At 35.8% G+C, this 18852-nt stretch carries 17 protein-coding genes; 7 read left to right on the top strand and 10 right to left on the bottom strand.

Features of this window, described 5'->3' with window-relative positions:
* The first annotated feature begins 279 nt into the window (after positions 1-279).
* Positions 280-1236, top strand: coding sequence for a threonine ammonia-lyase (locus ACIQZA_RS24405; protein ID WP_402884439.1), 957 nt, complete (start codon positions 280-282; stop codon positions 1234-1236).
* A 28-nt stretch (positions 1237-1264) separates the two neighbouring features.
* Here ACIQZA_RS24405 and ACIQZA_RS24400 read toward each other — a convergent pair whose 3' ends face one another.
* The 4 genes from ACIQZA_RS24400 to ACIQZA_RS24385 all read right to left on the bottom strand — a co-directional run bounded on the left by ACIQZA_RS24400 (position 1265) and on the right by ACIQZA_RS24385 (position 3551).
* Positions 1265-2023, bottom strand: coding sequence for a CPBP family intramembrane glutamic endopeptidase (locus tag ACIQZA_RS24400; RefSeq protein WP_402884441.1), 759 nt, complete (start codon positions 2021-2023; stop codon positions 1265-1267).
* Complete coding sequence (locus ACIQZA_RS24395; RefSeq protein ID WP_400935928.1) at positions 2020-2589, bottom strand: TetR/AcrR family transcriptional regulator; 570 nt, start codon at positions 2587-2589, stop codon at positions 2020-2022. Before ACIQZA_RS24395 ends, ACIQZA_RS24400 begins: the two co-directional genes overlap by 4 nt.
* Positions 2590-2851: 262 nt before the next feature.
* A complete protein-coding gene (locus ACIQZA_RS24390) occupies positions 2852-3046 on the bottom strand; it encodes a hypothetical protein (RefSeq protein WP_400935926.1) in 195 nt (64 codons plus the stop codon).
* A gap of 130 nt (positions 3047-3176) precedes the next feature.
* Positions 3177-3551 (bottom strand): winged helix-turn-helix transcriptional regulator, encoded by a 375-nt coding sequence (locus tag ACIQZA_RS24385; RefSeq protein ID WP_400935924.1) that lies wholly within the window; start codon positions 3549-3551, stop codon positions 3177-3179.
* A 165-nt stretch (positions 3552-3716) separates the two neighbouring features.
* On the opposite strand from ACIQZA_RS24385, the gene ACIQZA_RS24380 reads away from it, so the two are divergent.
* Positions 3717-4433, top strand: a complete 717-nt coding sequence (locus tag ACIQZA_RS24380) for a 3-ketoacyl-ACP reductase (protein WP_400935922.1) — start codon at positions 3717-3719, stop codon at positions 4431-4433.
* Positions 4434-4561: 128 nt separating this feature from the next.
* On the opposite strand, the gene speB is transcribed toward ACIQZA_RS24380, so the two are convergent.
* Positions 4562-5434 (bottom strand): agmatinase, encoded by an 873-nt coding sequence (gene speB / locus ACIQZA_RS24375; RefSeq protein ID WP_400935920.1) that lies wholly within the window; start codon positions 5432-5434, stop codon positions 4562-4564.
* A gap of 428 nt (positions 5435-5862) precedes the next feature.
* On the opposite strand from speB, the gene ACIQZA_RS24370 reads away from it, so the two are divergent.
* Complete coding sequence (locus tag ACIQZA_RS24370) at positions 5863-7917, top strand: transglycosylase domain-containing protein (RefSeq protein WP_402884445.1); 2055 nt, start codon at positions 5863-5865, stop codon at positions 7915-7917.
* Between the two features lie 345 nt (positions 7918-8262).
* Here ACIQZA_RS24370 and ACIQZA_RS24365 read toward each other — a convergent pair whose 3' ends face one another.
* Entirely contained in the window at positions 8263-8778 is a 516-nt protein-coding gene (locus ACIQZA_RS24365; protein WP_402884446.1) for a YwhD family protein, read from the bottom strand.
* Between the two features lie 165 nt (positions 8779-8943).
* Between ACIQZA_RS24365 and ACIQZA_RS24360 the strand changes: the two genes are divergently transcribed.
* Positions 8944-9129 (top strand): 2-hydroxymuconate tautomerase, encoded by a 186-nt coding sequence (locus tag ACIQZA_RS24360; protein WP_053484500.1) that lies wholly within the window; start codon positions 8944-8946, stop codon positions 9127-9129.
* Between the two features lie 253 nt (positions 9130-9382).
* Positions 9383-10051: a class A sortase gene (locus ACIQZA_RS24355; protein ID WP_402884448.1), complete on the top strand. Its 669-nt coding sequence runs from the start codon at positions 9383-9385 to the stop codon at positions 10049-10051.
* 304 nt (positions 10052-10355) lie between these two features.
* On the opposite strand, the gene ACIQZA_RS24350 is transcribed toward ACIQZA_RS24355, so the two are convergent.
* Positions 10356-10607 (bottom strand): hypothetical protein, encoded by a 252-nt coding sequence (locus ACIQZA_RS24350; protein ID WP_132363378.1) that lies wholly within the window; start codon positions 10605-10607, stop codon positions 10356-10358.
* Positions 10608-11021: 414 nt separating this feature from the next.
* Here ACIQZA_RS24350 and ACIQZA_RS24345 point away from each other — a divergent pair, with 414 nt between their 5' ends.
* Together ACIQZA_RS24345 and ACIQZA_RS24340 are read left to right on the top strand one after the other, a co-directional pair.
* A complete protein-coding gene (locus ACIQZA_RS24345; RefSeq protein ID WP_400935912.1) occupies positions 11022-11294 on the top strand; it encodes an LCI fold-containing protein in 273 nt (90 codons plus the stop codon).
* 220 nt (positions 11295-11514) lie between these two features.
* Positions 11515-11721, top strand: a complete 207-nt coding sequence (locus ACIQZA_RS24340) for a DUF6440 family protein (RefSeq protein WP_248717467.1) — start codon at positions 11515-11517, stop codon at positions 11719-11721.
* A gap of 614 nt (positions 11722-12335) precedes the next feature.
* Here ACIQZA_RS24340 and ACIQZA_RS24335 read toward each other — a convergent pair.
* From ACIQZA_RS24335 to ACIQZA_RS24325, 3 genes are all read right to left on the bottom strand, one after another.
* Positions 12336-12500: a hypothetical protein gene (locus ACIQZA_RS24335; protein WP_400941992.1), complete on the bottom strand. Its 165-nt coding sequence runs from the start codon at positions 12498-12500 to the stop codon at positions 12336-12338.
* Between the two features lie 46 nt (positions 12501-12546).
* On the bottom strand, positions 12547-12816 hold the full coding sequence (locus ACIQZA_RS24330; RefSeq protein WP_400941989.1) for a hypothetical protein: 270 nt from the start codon (positions 12814-12816) through the stop codon (positions 12547-12549).
* A gap of 550 nt (positions 12817-13366) precedes the next feature.
* Complete coding sequence (locus tag ACIQZA_RS24325; RefSeq protein WP_402884450.1) at positions 13367-18553, bottom strand: collagen binding domain-containing protein; 5187 nt, start codon at positions 18551-18553, stop codon at positions 13367-13369.
* Positions 18554-18852 lie beyond the last annotated feature (299 nt).

The following is an 18852-nucleotide window of genomic DNA, read 5'->3' as shown; positions in this document are numbered from 1 at the left end:
GCTGCGCTGCAGGGTCTCGGGCCAACACGATGTTGGTCACGAAGGCGTTATCACAGGATGTGATGCTTTTAGCCTTCGTTCCTCTATTGCTGATCTCCGGAGAGTCGCCCAGTCTCCACTCCAATCAACTATTTACATAGTAGACGTTTTAACAAAAGTCATCCACAACTTTTGGTGATAAACCTTATTATTTCATGATTGACACAATTTGCCTGTAAGTCTACAGTTATATTAAAGAAATTGAGTATTCTATCATTTTAATGAAATGAGGGTTGTTGTATGTTAACATTTGAACAAATTCATGACGCTAAACGAAGAATCTCATCTTATATATATGAAACGCCTATTATTCGTTTAAATGGGCTCGATCATCTTTTAGGATGTCACGTCTACATAAAAGCCGAGAATTTGCAAAAAACAAACTCCTTTAAGCTTCGAGGGGCTCTCAATAAAATGCTTTCCATGCCACTAGAACAACTACAAAAAGGCGTAGTTGCTGCATCCTCTGGTAATCATGGTAAAGGTGTCGCCTATGCTGCCAAGCTATTAAATAGTAAGGCGACAATTGTTCTACCGGATTCAGCTCCTAGCGTTAAGGTTGATGGAATACTTGCCTTAGGTGCAGAAGTTGTACAGTGTAAGCTGGCAGAAAGACATGTTCTAACTGAAAAACTTAGTCGTGATCATGGCTATTGCAATATACATCCTTATGATGATTACGATATTATGGCAGGACAAGGAACAGTAGGATTGGAAATTGTAGCACAGCTTCCTGAAGTCGATACTATTGTTGTTCCTATTGGCGGTGGTGGATTAATTAGTGGCGTTGCAACTGCTGTCAAATCCATAGCCCCTCATATCAACGTAATTGGTGTGGAACCTGCTGTTGTTTCGCGTTATACAAAAAGCTTAGAGGCAGGCGTAAGATTGCTTTTAGCGGAACAAAAATCTTTGGCTGATGCTCTACTAACTTTACAGCCTGGGGAACGGAACTTCCCAATTGTTCAACAGCTTGTCGATGAGATTGTAAGTGTAGATGAAGTAATGATTCAACGTGGGATGAAAACCTTACTCTCTGCGGGTAAAATTATTGCGGAGCCCTCCTCTTCTATCGGCATTGGCGCTGCCCTGCAAGGAATTTTACCTATTCGTAAAAATGAAAAAGTGTGCTTCCTTATTTCTGGAGGAAATGTCAGATTTGAAGCTTTAGACAAAAAAGCATCCACTCAAATTTAACGAGTAGATGCTTTTTTGCTTGTCGAGTCTAAACGTAACTCTCAGGATTTTTTAAATTCATAACAGCCTTTTTAGGAAATAAAGCTTTCCAGAAATAAATTGCGAAACCCATTAACACTAAACAATGAAAGACATAAATCGAAATAGCAAGAACATTCGGCTCACTATCGGTCATAAAAGCAATAAAATCATGCGTAGCGTGCCAGATAATTGGAAATATAATACTTTTTGTCTTTGCTACAATTTCTGCACAAACTAGCCCAAAGAGGCATGCATAAGTAACCTGTAGTAATGTCATTAAAAAATCCTGACCGGAAAGTAAATTTGTAAAATGTCCAATACCAAATAAAATTGAGGAACCTATAATAGCCACTTTAAGCCCTTTTGCTGATAAATATTTGAAAACTAGGCCTCGGAAAATAAGCTCTTCACAAAAACCAACGGCAATAACAAATAGAAGTAAAATAAATACATACTGCGCAGAAAAACCATCTTTATCAGTAATACCATTCAAGAATGTAACCAGCTCAGAAACAATGATAACAACCATCCAAGCCTCTGCTTTAAATCTTCTAAACCCAAAATCTTGGAAAGAGAATTTACTTTTTTTCATGATCCAAAGAGTAACTAGTACACCAACTGCAAAGGCAATAAATTGAATTAAAACTAAAGAGCTTAAGCTACTTATATTTTTGACAGCTATAATTACACCAGCTACGAAAGGAAAAACAAGTGCAAGCATAGTAAATAGTATCGATAAAAGAATAGGTGAATTCTTCATTTTCATTTATTCTCTCCATTCAATAATTTTAGTTTAACGCCTTCAAAAACATCTTTTAAAATACCCTCAATTTCCGAGCTGTCTAAATCGCAAGTATTCGTCGCACACATTGTCGCTATACCATGCGTAGTTAACCATATATCGATAAATAGAGATTTAGCAGAGGTTTGGGTTAATCCCGTTAATTTAGAAATTAGCGCTATAATTCCTTGGTTTTCTACGTCATTTATTAAATTTGAAAAGCTCGATATCTCATACTTATTGGATAGGAATAATAGCTCAAAGAACTTTTTTTCCTCGCGAGCAAAATTAATATAAGCTAACCCCATTCCTAAAAAAGAACTTTCTTGCAAGCCCTGAAACATTCTTTCGTTGTATAGATTGCTAGCCCTTTCATATATTGCAGACTTTAAATCGTCCATACTCGAGAATAATCGAAATATAGGCTTTGTCGAACAACCTAACTCTTTTGCTAAATCTCTTGCATTAACACTATCAATCCCACTCTTCCTAGCCATTTCAAAAGCACAATCCATTAAAATTTCTTCCGTAAACCGCTCTTTTGGCGCCAAAAAAATTTGCCTCCTCTCAATAGGTAACACTAGTTACCTATAATGTAACAGTATTTTCCTACCAATGTCAATAAGGTATTCAAAAAAATTCCAAGAATAAAAAAGCTCACTTTGTAAATGAGCTTTCTTTTCCCAAGAAAGTCCGTAAACTCCCAATACTACTGATGTCTGGAATGAAAAAGCAAGCAGGGCTAAAAGTGAGCTCATTACGCTTCCCCACTTATAGCCCCTTATAAAATAAATTAAATTATCTAGATATTCCTTATTCCAAATTTAACAAATCCGAAATTATTTCTGCACTACCTGGCGAAAACATAAATATTGAGAATGAAATACATAATAATCCTACAAATACAATACTAATTTTCTTTATTAACAAAGATTGCTTTTTCATAAATATTCCTTTAAATACGAAAAATAGCCCTACAAATAGGATTAAGAAATACCAAACTCCCATTTTAGCTCACCCCTTTTACAAAAAAGACGTTAAAAGTCAAGGGAAGTTCTACCATCTCAAACAGCTTGTTTATAGAAATAAAGTACAAAATTCAAAAAACAGACTTACAATTTAAATTATCCTATATGACCTAGTTATTGCTTTCTTGTTTAATTTGATCGATTCTATTTTTCCCCCATTCATACATCATCTCAACGATTGGTAATAACGTCATCCCTAGTTCTGTCATAGAATATTCAACTTTCGGAGGGACTTCTGGAAACACTTCTCGATGAACAATTCCATCTTCCATCAGTTCACGTAATTGGTTTGATAATATCTTATGAGATATTTTCGGAAAAAGTCTTTGAAGCTCACTGAAACGATGTGGTCCTTCGACGCCTAAATGCCACAGAATAACGACCTTCCATTTACCACTAATGATTGATAATGTAAGTTCTTTTTCACAATGGTAATCGTTATTTACTATTCTCTCTTTTATCTCTTCTCTTAATTTATCTGACATAGAGCTAACTCCCTTTTCGTATAAGTAACTTTTAGTAACCTCCGCACCAAAAAGTGCACTCTTCACAATGTATAAAACCGTAGTAAAATGAGGATAGTCTTAAAGACAAATCTTAATCTATTTTTTCGTCTAAATAAAATTATCTCAACCGAAGGAGCAAAAAACATGCAAACAATCGCAGGAAAAGTAGCGTTAATTACAGGAGCTGGGCGTGGAATCGGACGTGCTACAGCAGTAGCTTTTGCGCAAGAAGGTATTCACGTAGGTCTTGTTGGACGTACTCTTGAAAATTTACAACAAGTTGCAGAGGAACTTAAGCAGTATGATGTGAAGGTTGCAATCGCTGTGGCAAATGTGGCGGATTTAGACTCTATTACTAAAGCCGTTGAATCTATTCGCGGAGAACTTGGCGCCATCGACATTTTAGTAAACAATGCTGGAATTTCAAAATTCGGTAACTTCATGGACTTAACACCTGAAGAGTGGACAAATATTATCGATGTCAATGTAAAAGGTGTGTACTACACAACACGTACTGTATTACCGGAGATGTTAGAGCGCAACACAGGCGACATCATTAATATCTCATCAACAGCTGGTCAAAAAGGTGCACCGATTACAAGCGCATACTCGGCTTCAAAAGCTGCGGTTATCGGACTAAGTGAATCATTAATGCTTGAAGTGCGTAAGAAAAACATTCGCGTTACAACATTAACGCCAAGTACAGTTGCTACGGATATGGCGGTTGAGCTTAACTTAACAGACGGCAATCCAGAAAAAGTGATGCAAGCAGAAGATTTAGCAGATTTAATGGTTGCTCAGCTAAAACTTCATCCACGTGTTGTATTAAAGCATGCTGGACTTTGGTCAACGAACCCTTAATAGAACTATTCGAAATATCAAGGCGCTATCTTTGGATGGCGTCTTCTTTTTTATAATGAAAAGGATAAGGAAAATGGGGCTAGCTTATCGCTAACCCCGTTCCAACCACTTCATTTCAAATACCCTACTTATTTGATCCAGCCCAAAATCATTTCTCTTAGCAATTTAGAAGCTGTATTTGCTGTCATTTCAGATGAGTCGTAAATTGGTGCTACTTCAACTAGGTCAAAGCCCACTACATTGACGTTACTTGCTGCAATCGCATGGATTGACGCTAGTAATTCTTTTGATGTAATGCCTCCGCAATCTACTGTTCCTGTACCAGGTGCATGTGCGGGATCAAGTACATCTATATCAATTGTTACGTAAACATTACGTCCTGCTAAAGACGGCAATACTTCTTTTAATGGTTCTAGCACTTCAAATTTTGAAATGTGCATGCCATTTTCCTTTGCCCATTCAAACTCTTCCTTCATACCTGAACGAATACCAAATGAATAGACATTTTTTGGTCCGATATGTTCAGCAATTTTGCGAATCGGCGTTGAGTGAGAAAGTGGCTCCCCTTCATATTCTACACGTAAGTCTGTATGTGCATCGAAGTGGATAATTGCTAGGTCATCATATTTGGCAGATACAGCTTTCATAACAGGCCACGATACTAAATGTTCGCCACCCATACCTACAGGAATCTTGCCGTCTGCTAAAAGCTTCTCGATATACTTTTCAATCTCATCTAATGAGCGCTGTGCATTACCGAATGGTAACGGTATATCACCCGCATCAAAATATTTCACTTCATCTAGCTCACGGTCTAAATACGGACTATATTCCTCTAGCCCAATAGATACTTCACGGATACGCTGTGGACCAAAACGTGAGCCTGGACGATAACTAACTGTCCAGTCCATTGGCATACCATAAATGACCGCCTGAGCATCCTCATATATAGGATGACTTTTTATAAAAACGTTTCCTGAATAAGCTTCATCAAATCTCATTACTCGACCTCCACTATATAAAAAATTATTAAATTCATTTTCACCACTAGAGTTGATATCCCGTTCTGGGCGTTTCTGGAGCATCCATTTTCATCACTCCAATCACCTTATTCACATGACATATGTTCTAGCAAAATGTCATTCAAATCCTTCAATGATGAACCTTTTATCACTACTCTATTAAGGACTTACAGGAATGTAATGAAACCTCTATCCTTGTATCCTCGTATACATTATTGGAACGTCTAGCAAAATTCGATTAAAATCTACAATGTGTGTTTTTTTGTCGAACACTAGCATTTCAAACAGTACAAAAAAAGTATAGATGTTTTTGAATAAAGTGCAATAGTTTTTACCAATAATTTCGATTAAATATGAATGTTCAGACACATACTATACGCAAGTGTGAGAAAACGAGGTGAAGTCAGATGCAGAGAAAAAGCTATCAACGTAAACAAAAGCGTGTAAAGCGTACGCGTAAAGTACTTACCCTTTTTATCGCCTTTACATCTGCAATTGTAGTAGCATTTATAGCTTTACGCGTCTATGTTCAAGTGGCTGGTGCCCCACCTTTAACCGTACCTAAAGCCTCTATTTTCTTAGATGAAAATGAGAACCAAATTGGAGATCACTTTACGAATGAACGACGTTATTGGGTTGGGCGTGATGAGATGTCCCCCTATTTAGCAAAAGCAGTAGTCGCTGTTGAGGATAAAGATTATTATAAGCACAGCGGTTTTGATTTTTCTCGTATCGCTGGTGCAGTATTAGTTGATCTTAAGGCTGGAGGTAAGGTTCAAGGAGCAAGTACAATTACGCAACAATATGCTCGAAATCTATATCTTTCACATGAAAAATCATGGACACGAAAATTAAATGAAGCACTGTATGCTTATAGATTAGAAGTTTTTTATGATAAGGATGAAATATTGGAAGGCTACTTAAATACTGTTTACTACGGACATGGTATGTACGGCGTAGAAGCAGCTAGTCGATTTTATTTCGGAAAATCAGCAAAAGATTTAACATTAGCAGAAGCTGCAATGTTAACAGGAATTCCAAAAGGTCCAAGTATTTACTCTCCTATTGTCAATCTAGATAAAGCAACTAATCGCCAACAAGTTATTTTAAAACTGATGGCCGATCAAGGTGCTATTACGCAAGATGAAAAAACACGTGCAGAAAGTGAAAAGCTTGTCTTAAAGAATGATAGTTGGGTTGCAGCAAAATCTGTAGCACCATTTTTCCTTGATGTAGCATGGCAAGAGGCTAGTGAAATTTTGAAATCGAAAAATCTCGACATTAGTGAAGGTGGCTGGACTATCCAAACAACTCTTAATCTAGAACACCAAAAGGCAGCAGAGGGAGCTGTAGCCAAACATATGCCTAACGACGATCTTCAAACTGCTTTTGTTAGTATGAAATCCAAAACAGGCGCCGTTACAGCATTAGTTGGTGGTCGTGACTATGCTACAAGTTCATTTAACCGAGTTACACAGGCAAAACGTCAGCCAGGCTCAACCATTAAACCTATTTTATATGCGGCAGCTTTAGAGAATGGTTATACACCTTTAACCTATTTAAATGTAGGTGAGACAACTTTCACTTATGATCATGGACGTGCCACATATGCACCAAAAAATGTTAATGGCAAATTTGCAAACCATGATATGTCAATGGCCCAGGCTATCGCTATTTCAGATAATATTTACGCTGTGAAAACTTTAGAGGAAATTGGATTTAAAGCATTTCATAATATAGCTGATCGCTTCAACGTGAATATCGGTACTAAGGACAATTTATCCATCGCGCTTGGAACGACTGAAACAACATTATATGAAATGACGAATGCTTATAATATTTTAGCATCGCAAGGTAAAAAAACTACGCCTACTACTATTGTTTCTATTAAAAATGCGAATGGCGATATCATCTATGAAAATAAAGAAGCTGATAAAGAAGATGAGACTGTTCTATCAAAAGAAAATACGTATATCTTAACAGAAATGATGACGGGTATTTTCGATCCAGTCTTTAGTGATTATTCTCCAGCTACAGGGATTGGCATTCGTTCTCGCATGACGCATACGTATGCAGCCAAATCTGGCTCTACAAATAGCGATCAATGGTTAATTGGATTTACACCTAGCTTAACTGCTGGCGTGTGGAACGGCTATGACCAAGGAAAAAACCTAACAGAAAGAGAAGATACTGCATCTACAAAGCAAATTTGGATCGACTTTATGGAGGCTGTCAATAAAGGAACAAAGAACGAAGATTTTGCAAAGCCTAAAGACGTTAAAGGTGCGGTCATCGATATTGAATCAGGTAAATTAGCAACAGATGCCTGCCCAAAACAACGTCTCGTTTATATGGATGCGAAAGATGTACCAACTGAAAAATGTTCAAACTTCGATATTCTCGATACGAATACGTGGGGAAAATTCTGGAATATGCTTCCATTCTCCATCTTTAAAGATTAACATGCGGAACCTTTATCAGAGATAGACGTTTTAATTAACGAAGGCTCTCGACAAAGTACAGACATATACGAAAAAGAAAAGCTTTCTCTTCCCCGGAGCCGTGTCCGTGGGAACAGAAAGCTTTTCTTATTTATGGTTCGCGAAGTAGATGAGCATCATGGGGCATTTGGCTTGGGTTTGGGTTGTTCAAATGCCGCATAGCGCTCATCACATTCGCAGAACCAAGCGTCCTAGCTTACTAAAATGTAAGCTCTTCATCAAGTTTACTTTGTTTCAAATCCACTTTCAACCTTATATCGAAAGCGATTGTAAAATGTCACACATTGTTCAATCATTGTAGGTCTATTATACAAATAAATCTTGACGCAATTGCTCCTCACTACGTGCCCACAAGTCCGGATTAAGCTCTTCTAGGAAAGAAGCTAACACCTTTTTAGATGGCGCATCCATATGTTCAACAATAATATGACGCTTCATAGATTTATCCATTTTATTCACATGATCAGCTAAAATTTTATAGCCTCGACGTTTTTCGCGATTGACTACCATTTCACACGCAGTTACACCTGCATAGTAAGGTCCATCCGCTTTATGGTCTATTGTCACCCAAACCAACCAATACGGTTTCCCACCTTCTGAATCAGCACGATCTGTCGTAAATTTAATACCTCGTTCCACATCACTGCGAGCATGCATAGCACCAATTTCAACTGATGCCGTCCCCTCTTCTAAATCGATAATGACTGGCGATACGTTTTCAAGCGAAAGCGAACCGATACCAAATCCCTTATGTCCATCTGTTGGGTCATTTTTAATAATAGTAAAGCCCATTTTTTGTTTTGCTTTTTCTTCATTTGCCATACTTTAACTACCTCCGTTCTGCTATTATAAAAGTAAAGCATAGTTAAGCGCATTAGCACAGGAATGAACACGACACTGGCATTGCGCATATGCCTAAATACAAGTAAGAAGTTTATACTTTCTTATAAACACTATACAACATTATTCAATAAAGGAGGCAATATTATGCCATACGTAACAGTGAAAATGCTTGAAGGTCGTACAGAAGAACAAAAACGCGCACTAGTAAAAGAAGTAACAGAAGCCGTTTCTCGTACAGTTAATGCGCCACCAGAAAATGTAACAGTCTTCATCGAAGAAATGTCTAAAAATCATTACGGTGTTGCAGGCGTGCGCTTTAGCGATAAATAAAGAGTAAAACGGGTAGAGCATATAAAGCTCTACCCATTTTTAACGTAATGTAGCCTTATAGTGCCTTGCACGTTTGGAAAGCTGTAATAGCTTCGTTTTTCGGTTTTAGCGGCGGAACTTGGCCTTTTAGCGGCGAATTTTTCGATTTTAGCAGCGGAATTTCACCTTTTACCGGCGATTCTCCGGTTTTTGTGGCTTAACTCGACCTTCAATCGGTAACACGGAATTTCAATACTAGGATGTGATCTATGAAATGAATAAATTTAAATTATCACTACCCATTTGTATGCTCATCGTTGGCCTCTTACTTATTTTTATTAATCCCATTCAAAATGCAATTATCGCTCATTTGAGTAAACAACTAAATACAACTGATTACAGTGTAGACGATATTGAAAAGAACAAAAACGCAGATGCCGATTTTGAATTTGAAGCAGTGCAATCTTTATCCATTGCAGAAGTTTTAAAAGCTCAAACAACCGCAAAAAAAATGCCTGTCATTGGTAGTATCGCTGTTCCTAGTGTTGGTATGAAACTTCCTATCGTCAAAGGAGTTGGTAATGCCTCTCTTGCCGTTGGAGCAGGCACTATGAAGCCTAATCAAAAACTCGGACAAGGAAACTACGCATTAGCAGGTCATTACTTTGAGGAAAAAGATATTTTATTTGGCCCTTTATACAAGGCGAACATCGGAGATACGATTTATTTAACGGATTTAACGAATATTTATGAGTACAAAATAACGATCAAGGAAATTATCGCTGCTACAGATGTTTATGTTATTAATGACATCCCTGATAAAACTGTTTTAACCCTCGTGACATGCGCTGATAGAGGTACGAAACGACTTGCTGTACAAGCAGATTTTGTCGAGCAATATCCATTCGACCAAGCACCTGCAAAACTATCAGAAACTTTTTAGTTTAAGAAAAGCCCCAAGATTTTTTTAAAATTAAAAGTCAAGAGTTAAAGTAATTTGCTTGTTACATCAGTATTCTTTATGAAATGCGCAACATTATAACGAGTTATTTTTAAGCTGAACTAATTTCTGCATTAGTTCAGCTTTTATTTGTGATTAAAATTATATTTAGGAATATTTGTTAAAATTATTTATAGTATAAATGGGTGTAAAATCGTACCTTATTCAACTAACGGTGCAGTTTAGTTGAAGAGTGTTGTTTAACTTGTTGTTCAACAATCGGGCAATATTATTGAATAACATTCTTTTATGAAAGTTCCCAAAAATTTATAACGAAGTCAGATACCATTTCCTGTGTAGAAACAAGGGGAGTCTTGATTTCATCTACAATGTACGAAAGCAGTTCAGTCCAAGAGTGTTTTTCAACAGAATTTTTATTTATCTGCTGCATGAACTTCCGCAATTCACGCATTTTTTGCGGATCCACACTTTCCTCCAAATAATTTTCTACATACTGGTTAACAAATGTAGCTTCATACAAACATTCCTCTAAAATCAAAGCGCAAGCTCTCGCTTTGCTACAATCTAATGCATAGGCCAATGTAACGATTACTTCATATACAGGTTAAAGAAATTCGCTCACATTCTCCAGCTTGTGTTCGTCTAATCACTGGTGTGTTTTTTATATTTCCACGGTATAAAGTACTGTCAATTCCAACACCCCGGCGAAAATTTGGTGATAAATTTTTGAGGATATCCTTATTGTTAATTCCGTGTATGCACATTTGTTCTGCTATGCTTTTTACAGGTGTATTTGTTATATGGGCTAATCTATTCAATAATAATACCAGGACTATAAATTGGGAAATAAAATAAAAATTAAAAATATATGTAAAATAAAAGGGAAATTATCCCTTGTGTCGAATTATTATAGATGTACCATAAAAAATTATATTTGAAGGAGTGTTGTTAAATGAATGGTAAAAAATTTCTAATCAGTTCTGCTCTCTCTCTGTCCTTATTGGTGCCTGTTGTGTCTGCTTCTCCAGCTTTTGCAAGTACAGAAAACACTGTAAGTTCTTCAACTCAATCAGATGCCTCAACTCGAGGGATCATTACTAGGGATATCCCTAAAAAAGAAAATGTTTTTGCAAACTCTTTTACTGAAAACGGCGTTACTTGGTATTTAAAAGGTATCACCTATTCAGGTGGCTGGTACATCGGCCACTATGAAGCTAACGTTTAACATAAAAAAGTAAATTTTGAAATATTTTAAGAGCGATGATAGACGTCGCTCTTTTTTATTATTTAACTTTGCCCCGTTACCTTAATGATAGGGCTTTTTAATTTTGGCTGTTTTCGAAAAGATTGTTGCTATTAACATTGTTGCCTTATTACTATTTTTGTAATAATCACTAGGCAAGAGCGTAGTATAAAAAATGTTATTCCAATATGGGGGCGAAAAAATGGTTACTAACTCAGATAAGAATAAAGGATCAAAGAAGAGATTTGAAGAAATCCTTTCAGAAACTGGTGTGGCTAACGGGAACAGAATAATAGTAGATAATGAAACAGGAGTTCATTATTTATTTAGTTGGGGTGGATATGCAGGGGGAATCACCCCGTTGTTGGATAAGGACGGAAAACCAATAATAGAACCAAATAATGAATAACAGGGCTTTAGTTAAATATTCGATTTAAACATAAAAACAGAGTTGATTCTACACATTTTGTAGATTATTTCTGTTTTTATATTTTAACAGCAACAATCTATACGAAAACAGCCTTAGAGAAAGGCTTTCCTTTGTAATCTAAATGCTTTTTTAGATAAGAGAATACAAATAGTGAGGATTTTTGTGTTTTAGTGCCTTCTTAAACTATCTGCCCCGTTAGCCATCCATGTAGCGCAAAAACCAGCGCTACACCACAGAAAATGAAAGATGATTAAGTTCTTTCATGGGAGTTGAATATTGATTATTTATAGTGCTTGTTCAACTAACGGGTGCTTTAGTTGAACAAGATAGTTAAAAATTAGCCTAGTTAAAAGTAATTTAACAAGGCTGGTTTTGTATCTCATTATTCTACTTAAACTGCTCAAATTGATTAGTTACCCATCGTTCTTGATTTTCTGCAATGTATTTTTCAACCCCTATTAATATGAGTTTTAATCGTTACAATTTTCCCCTCATTTGTTTCAAAAATTAATCCATGTAACAAAAAACGAATAGAACTATATATGGAAAAAAAGAAACAGGTGCTGTTGTTCCACATCTACCAACTATAAGAGCTACTTTATTTTTCGACCATGACTACCTTTGTTAAAAGTAGCAACTTCTTGATGGCTCTTTAGTTGGCGATAGTCTCCTATTGTTAATTGAATGATTTCAGATATCCTTGCACCTGTTTCGAACAACATACGTGCAATCAACATTTCCCGTTGTGACCAATCCACTTTTCCCCAGCTTGATAAACTTGATATGGTAAATTGCCATCATCTATTATTTGTGCCACTCTTCTTTAATAATTTTGAAATAGGAATCTGTTAATCTTCTGTGAGGAATAGCATCTTCTGTCCCTGAAATATTCGGCATTCTAGGTTTATCTTTTCTAACACCATGTTGATTGCTATAATCATGCAAAATATCTTGCCCATCTATGAATGGATTGTTATATGCATAATGCTCCAATCGAATCATCGACTTATAAAAAGATTTTAATGCTAATAAAAAGCGACTGATTGTAATAGGACTTTTATTTGTTAATTTCACAAATCGAAAGGTATCTCTCGAATTTTACATGCCAGCTCAAGCATTAAATAATCTTCTACAACTATTCGTATTATTTCAGATGAATCATTCCTTTTCACTCGTTTCCCTTGATAATTACTTTCTAGCTCCAACCATTTAAAAAATGGAAGCAGGCAATTTAAATAAGACGTAGCAGAACTCTTATCAATTCTTCCTAAACAATCATAGAAATAATCTGTTTATGCAGGGACATGTTGGTTATCTTTAAATACTAATAATTGATATTTACTCGGTATTCCTTTTGGACAATAATCATACCAATACAATCTAACACCACCTATAACAGAACGCTTGTTCTAACTTTAACTTATTTATTAGTAAAATTGTAAAATGTATAATCCTTTAATAAATTATACAAAAATAAAAAAGCACATTACTAAACTTTTCGTTTTTAGTAACGTGCTTTTTATTGAATGTGTAACATTTTATTAAAGTGTTACTAAATTTGACTCAAAGTACAATTACCTGTACTTAATCTTACAGAGTAATCTTAGGACTTTCTTATTGAAAATTATTTCACTTCTGTATTGCGACGTCGCAATAAGAATAATGCACCTAGAACGAGAGCCACACCAATTAGTGTAAGAGCTGTTTGATTTGCTCCATTTGTTTGTGGCAGTTTACCCTGCGCCTTTAACTGCGCTTCCATTTCTTTTGCATCTGCTTTGATTTTGTCAATATCAAGTGATTTTGCTACTTCTTCCTGTTCCTCTTTAGATAACTTGTTGTATTTATCGAGGAAATCCTTATATGCATCTAAAGTGTCTTTATTTGCTGTAGAAGGATTATATGGCTTTAAGTCTTTCCCTTGGTCAATGACTTCTTGTACAGATGGTTTTCCAGGTTTTGTTGTTTCAGGTTTTCCAGGATTTGTTGGATTTTTCGAATCTGTTGTTGAGTTACCTGGATTTTCTGGATCAACTGGTTTCTCCGGTTCTGGATTTGGTTTGTTTGGATCAACCGACTTCTCTGGTTCTGGAGCTGGCTTGTTTGGATCAACTGGTTTCTCTGGTTCTGGTTTTGGTTTGTTTGGATCAACCGGCTTCTCTGGTTCTGGTTTTGGCTTGTTTGGATCAACTGGTTTCTCCGGTTCTGGTTTTGGTCCTGGGCCTGGATCAGGGTTTGGACCTGGTCCTGGGCCTGGATCAGAATTTGGTTTTACTAATGCAGAACATGTATCTTTTACAGTAAATGAGCCAATTAAACTACTTCCTTCATATATATAGTACGTTCCTTGTTTAATAGCTTCGTTTGGCAATACAACCGTTCCAGTAATACTAGTTGTTAGAACTTCACTGTTGTCTACACCCTTAACGATATTTCCATTAGCATCTTTTACTGTGATCTTTGCATTCGCATTAGGCATTCCAAACTTAGTTTGTACAGTCAATGTAAACTCAGGACAGGCAGGTGCTGCTGATACTTCTGCATAACAACTTTCTGAATATTTAACTGTTATTTGACCAATGAATAGATCACCTTGATATACACGATACTTACCAGAAGGAATTTCTTTAGGCTCAATAGTAATTTGTCCTAATTCATTTGTCGTTTGGTTTGTAGCAATAATTGCACCTGTTTCATCTTTGATTGTGATATTGCTAACATTAGGACGTGGTTTACTATTTTCATCCTTCACCGTTAATGTGAATAGTTCACATTTTGGTGCTGGTTGAACTGATTTTTCACATTCGATATTTGTTTGGAAAGTACCAATTTTTTCACCATCAACTTCAACTGCGTAAGTACCTGGGTCTAAATCCCGTAATACAATAACGCCTGTCTTAGTTGTTGTATTAATAATTTCTTTACCGGCAGCATCTTTCACAACGATTTTTGTAGTATCATCCTTAATTTTATTACCATCAACATCTTTTACAGTTAATTTGAATTCTTCGCATTTTGGTAATTGTTTAATGATAAATTCATGCCCACAATCTTTTGTATACGTTAAATTTACTGTTCCTAAGAATTGTTTACCTTCGTACGCCAGATACTCACCTGGCTTTACACCATTTGTAGGATTATTTTTGTTTGATTCAAAAATAAACTTGCCTGATGCGTCTGTTGATGCCTTTACTTCTGTAGTACCTGATTTTAATGTTAAATCTTTAATATTTGTACGGATATTTCCGTCTGTATCTTCAACCACGATTGTGAAGTTTTCGCACTTAGGTGCTGGTTGAATTACATTTTCATCCTTACATTTATCATCGTATTTCACTGTAACGCTACCTAGCTTATTTTCGTTTGAATCATAAACATCGTATTGACCAGCTTTAACTTGGTCTGGAGTAAAAGTAACTTTACCGTTTTCAACGGGATAATTTTCTGATAAACCCGTCGCCTCACTTACTAATGTTACTGTTCCATTAACTAATTTACCGTCAATATCGTATACTGTTAATCCAAATTTTGTACACGCTAAACCACTTAATGGTTTGTTTTCAATTTCAATCACTTGGAAACCAGCATACTTACCTGATGTTTCGATTTCCTTTTCATCAAGTTCAAACTCTTTTGTTAATGGCTCATAGCCTGGCTGTGTTTCTTCAATTACTTTATATTTCTTACCAGCAGTACTTGGCGCTAATTTTAAGCCATAGTTTAAATAGCCATCTGCACGTGTTGTTTTTGACGCTAACACGGTGTTACCTGTGTATGGTCCTAGTAAGTCAAACTTAACGTTTTCCATTGGTAAACCAGTTGCTGCATCCGTTTTGATAATGACGAATGGTACTTTACCAACTTTACCACCACCATCATAAGTGAAGTTGTTTTTATTAAATACATTCTGACCATGCTCACCATCTGTACTAGTATAAGCAACATCTACTGTGTTGTTTAAACTCTCACCTGATGCTCCCATAAATACTGTAGAGTACGTAACGTAATATGCTTTATCACCATTAGGTAATTTTAATGTAAACGTACCTTTTTCAATATCAACGTTAAAATTAGCATCTGATAAACTAATTTCTTTACCACGAGTCGGTGTTGGATTAGTCCCTGTAAAATTCATTTCATATACTTTAAATGAATCTTTTAAAATCAATTGGTTTGGATTACCTTCGCTGTCTTTATCTACAGTGTCAGTAATAACGATGTTATTTAATTGTGACTGAGCATAGTTAAACTTAAAATTCCAGTTAACTTGCGGAGAATTACCTACTTGTTTGCCTGTTTTATCTAAGATGTTCTTAGTATGAGCAACCGATACATCTTTCTCCCATTCTGCGTTAGGCTTAGTACTTGTTTTTTCATACAATGCTGCTTTATTACTAATTGTAATATCAGAACCATGTGGGAATACAGCATCAGCATCTTTTGATGTATACGTCACCTTATAAGGTCCTTTAATCGGTCCTAATTCGAGCATGATTTCATTTTTGTTAGGTGATTTATTAGTGTATTTTTTTGATGAGACTGGTTCAAATTCTCCCGCTGAATTTAATTCACCTTCAGTTACTGTAATACTAATCACTTCTTGAGATGGATCTAGTGTATCTTTAAACACCGCATCCTCGAACTCATTGTAGTTAAAGTTTAGCTCAACATCCCAATGGAATGTTTTTGTTTCATAGTTATAATAACCATCTTTTTTACCATTTGCTTTTTGTTCTTCTTTAACCTTTTGCGTTGCTGAATCAGACGACTCCGATTTGAATATACCAGTGTCTTTCAATTTCACAGTATTAGTGTAAGTACGATCATTTGTACCAATATCTTTAATTTCATAATCTGTTGTATAGTTAATTTCAATTACACCATTAACAGGCTGTTCTAATTTAAGAATAAATCCTGTTTCTTTACCGTCAACTTCTGTTTTATCTAAAGTAAAGTCTTTAAACTCATTACCATCAACTGTGACTGTTAAACTACCATCTTTTAATTTTAGTAATGAATCACCATACGTATCTTCAAATATTGCACCTGATTTCAACCCATATTTCGCTTGGTTCGCCACAATCTTCCATGATATTGTTTTATTTTGGTAGTCAACGCCAAGAGCAGATTTGTCTAATACTAGTTCATTCTTTTTATAATGAGAATAGGCGATACTTTCCAAACCATCCTCACGAGTAACTGTATTTTTTACTGTAATTTCAGTTGTCGGATATACACCATCGTCAGGCCTAGTTTTGTATTTAATAACGTATGCTTCTGTTACATCGTCATTAAACGACAATTCGAAACCATTTGTTCCATTATGAGTTAATTTATATTTTTCTTTAGCAACAGGCGTGCCATTCTCATCATAAACGTCTACATTTCCGGCTAAAATTTGTGTCTCATCCCATACATCAGTTAATATTGCCTGTTTTGCTGGAATATTACGCTTATTAAAGTTGTATTTAATCTTCCATTCTGTTGTTAAATCAGCAATATTAGGACCTGAACTTGACTTTTCTAAAGGTGTACCAAATTCAACATTCACATAAATTGGTTTCGTTGATGTTCCATTGTAAGTAGCAACGTTACCAAAGTTTGCCTCTTCAACATTACCCGGATCGCCAACTTTTGTTGTATAAATAATACGGTAACCTGTATGTTGCTTATTTGGTAAGTCAATTGTCATTGTATTATCATTAATAGTTGTCGGTGGTGCAGGTGTTAATTCTTTACCTACTGATATAGCTCCCGTTGGAGAAATACTTAATTCTGTTACAGTTGGAATGCCTTCAAAGCTATGTTGATTAATTAATGTGTCAGTAAATATAGTATTACCAGTATTACTATTCACATCTAAGTTCGTATTAACATCTACTGTCCAAGTAATAAATTCACTGTTTTTACCATCACGGTCTGCTTTACCTGATTTAGAAACTGCTTGACCGCTATTAGCTGGTTGAAAATTCAATTCAATCGTCTGGTATCCTGGCACTTCAATATTCTGTAACCAACCATCACCTACAGATTGTAGTTCACCTTTAATAGTGAAATAAACATCTTCTACTATTGTACCCGCATTAGCTTCATCACGAATTTTATCCGTGAATGTAAGAGTAGCAGTTTGCCCTGAAACAACTACATTACCAATTAAAGCACCTTGATAATATAATGGTGTGTCTCCACTTAGACCTGCAAATTGACTCGGCAATGTATAAGTTAAAGTAGAACCTGCACTATATTGGTGACCTGGGACTAAACCTAAATCCACTCTAAATTCTACAAAATCTCCAACTTTTCCTTGTGCCGATGTTCCAGAAACTTCTGCCCCATTAATTTTTAAAGTGATTTTCTCTTTAAAATTAGGATCTTCTCTATCAACAGGTAGACCAGGTGTTATTTGTTCATTCGATAGCTGTGGTGATTCACCCTCTACTGTTTTTTTAGCATCGTCCCCTTCGCCCTTAAGGTCATCTGCACTTTGATTTTTATCTTCTGTACTTTGATTTTTATCCTCTGTACTTGGATCTTTATCTACTGTACTTTGATTTTTATCCTCTGTACTTGAATCTTTATCTAATGTACTTGGATTTTTATCTTCTGTGCCACCTTCTCCATTTTTGATACTAGTAATATCACTAGATTCTTTACCATCTTTTTCAATTTCCTGGTTATGATCTTGTTGCTCTAACTCTAATGGTGTTGAAGAAGTGTCTTCAATCGCAAACACTGATATCGGTGATAGCATTGTTTGGAATACGAGTAGCATTAAGATTATTGCTATGTTTAGTTTTTTAAATTTCCTCATGTTTCTCTCCTTTTCTAAGTTCAGAGGGATACCTGTTGGTGTTTGCTGACGACGTTGCATCCTTTCTACATTTTGTAAAGGTATGCTACAAACATCGGTTGATCTCTCTTTCCTCCTATTCAGTTGTCGTCATACATTCTATTAAGTACTCGGAGTAGGTATTCATGATGACTTATGTATATTCGATGTACAATTAGAATGTATACATAGTACTTTTGTGACACCTTCAACAATAGGCCTCACCCCCTATAGGGTTTTAGGCTCATTATAAAAGATAATACTAAACAATTTCTAAACAA

Source organism: Lysinibacillus sp. NPDC096382 (assembly GCF_044762845.1).
Classification (GTDB): domain Bacteria; phylum Bacillota; class Bacilli; order Bacillales_A; family Planococcaceae; genus Lysinibacillus.
Note: the sequence above shows the minus strand (reverse complement) of the source record. Positions and strands in the feature narration are given on the sequence as shown.

Bases quoted from the DNA above. Each gene is read 5' to 3' on its own strand.
- ACIQZA_RS24405 (WP_402884439.1), top strand. From the start codon at position 280: ATGTTAACATTTGAACAAATTCATGACGCTAAACGAAGAATCTCATCT.
- ACIQZA_RS24400 (WP_402884441.1), bottom strand. From the start codon at position 2,023: ATGAAAATGAAGAATTCACCTATTCTTTTATCGATACTATTTACTATG.
- ACIQZA_RS24390 (WP_400935926.1), bottom strand. From the start codon at position 3,046: ATGGGAGTTTGGTATTTCTTAATCCTATTTGTAGGGCTATTTTTCGTA.
- ACIQZA_RS24385 (WP_400935924.1), bottom strand. From the start codon at position 3,551: ATGTCAGATAAATTAAGAGAAGAGATAAAAGAGAGAATAGTAAATAAC.
- ACIQZA_RS24380 (WP_400935922.1), top strand. From the start codon at position 3,717: ATGCAAACAATCGCAGGAAAAGTAGCGTTAATTACAGGAGCTGGGCGT.
- speB (WP_400935920.1), bottom strand. From the start codon at position 5,434: ATGAGATTTGATGAAGCTTATTCAGGAAACGTTTTTATAAAAAGTCAT.
- ACIQZA_RS24370 (WP_402884445.1), top strand. From the start codon at position 5,863: ATGCAGAGAAAAAGCTATCAACGTAAACAAAAGCGTGTAAAGCGTACG.
- ACIQZA_RS24365 (WP_402884446.1), bottom strand. From the start codon at position 8,778: ATGGCAAATGAAGAAAAAGCAAAACAAAAAATGGGCTTTACTATTATT.
- ACIQZA_RS24360 (WP_053484500.1), top strand. From the start codon at position 8,944: ATGCCATACGTAACAGTGAAAATGCTTGAAGGTCGTACAGAAGAACAA.
- ACIQZA_RS24355 (WP_402884448.1), top strand. From the start codon at position 9,383: ATGAATAAATTTAAATTATCACTACCCATTTGTATGCTCATCGTTGGC.
- ACIQZA_RS24345 (WP_400935912.1), top strand. From the start codon at position 11,022: ATGAATGGTAAAAAATTTCTAATCAGTTCTGCTCTCTCTCTGTCCTTA.
- ACIQZA_RS24340 (WP_248717467.1), top strand. From the start codon at position 11,515: ATGGTTACTAACTCAGATAAGAATAAAGGATCAAAGAAGAGATTTGAA.
- ACIQZA_RS24325 (WP_402884450.1), bottom strand. From the start codon at position 18,553: ATGAGGAAATTTAAAAAACTAAACATAGCAATAATCTTAATGCTACTC.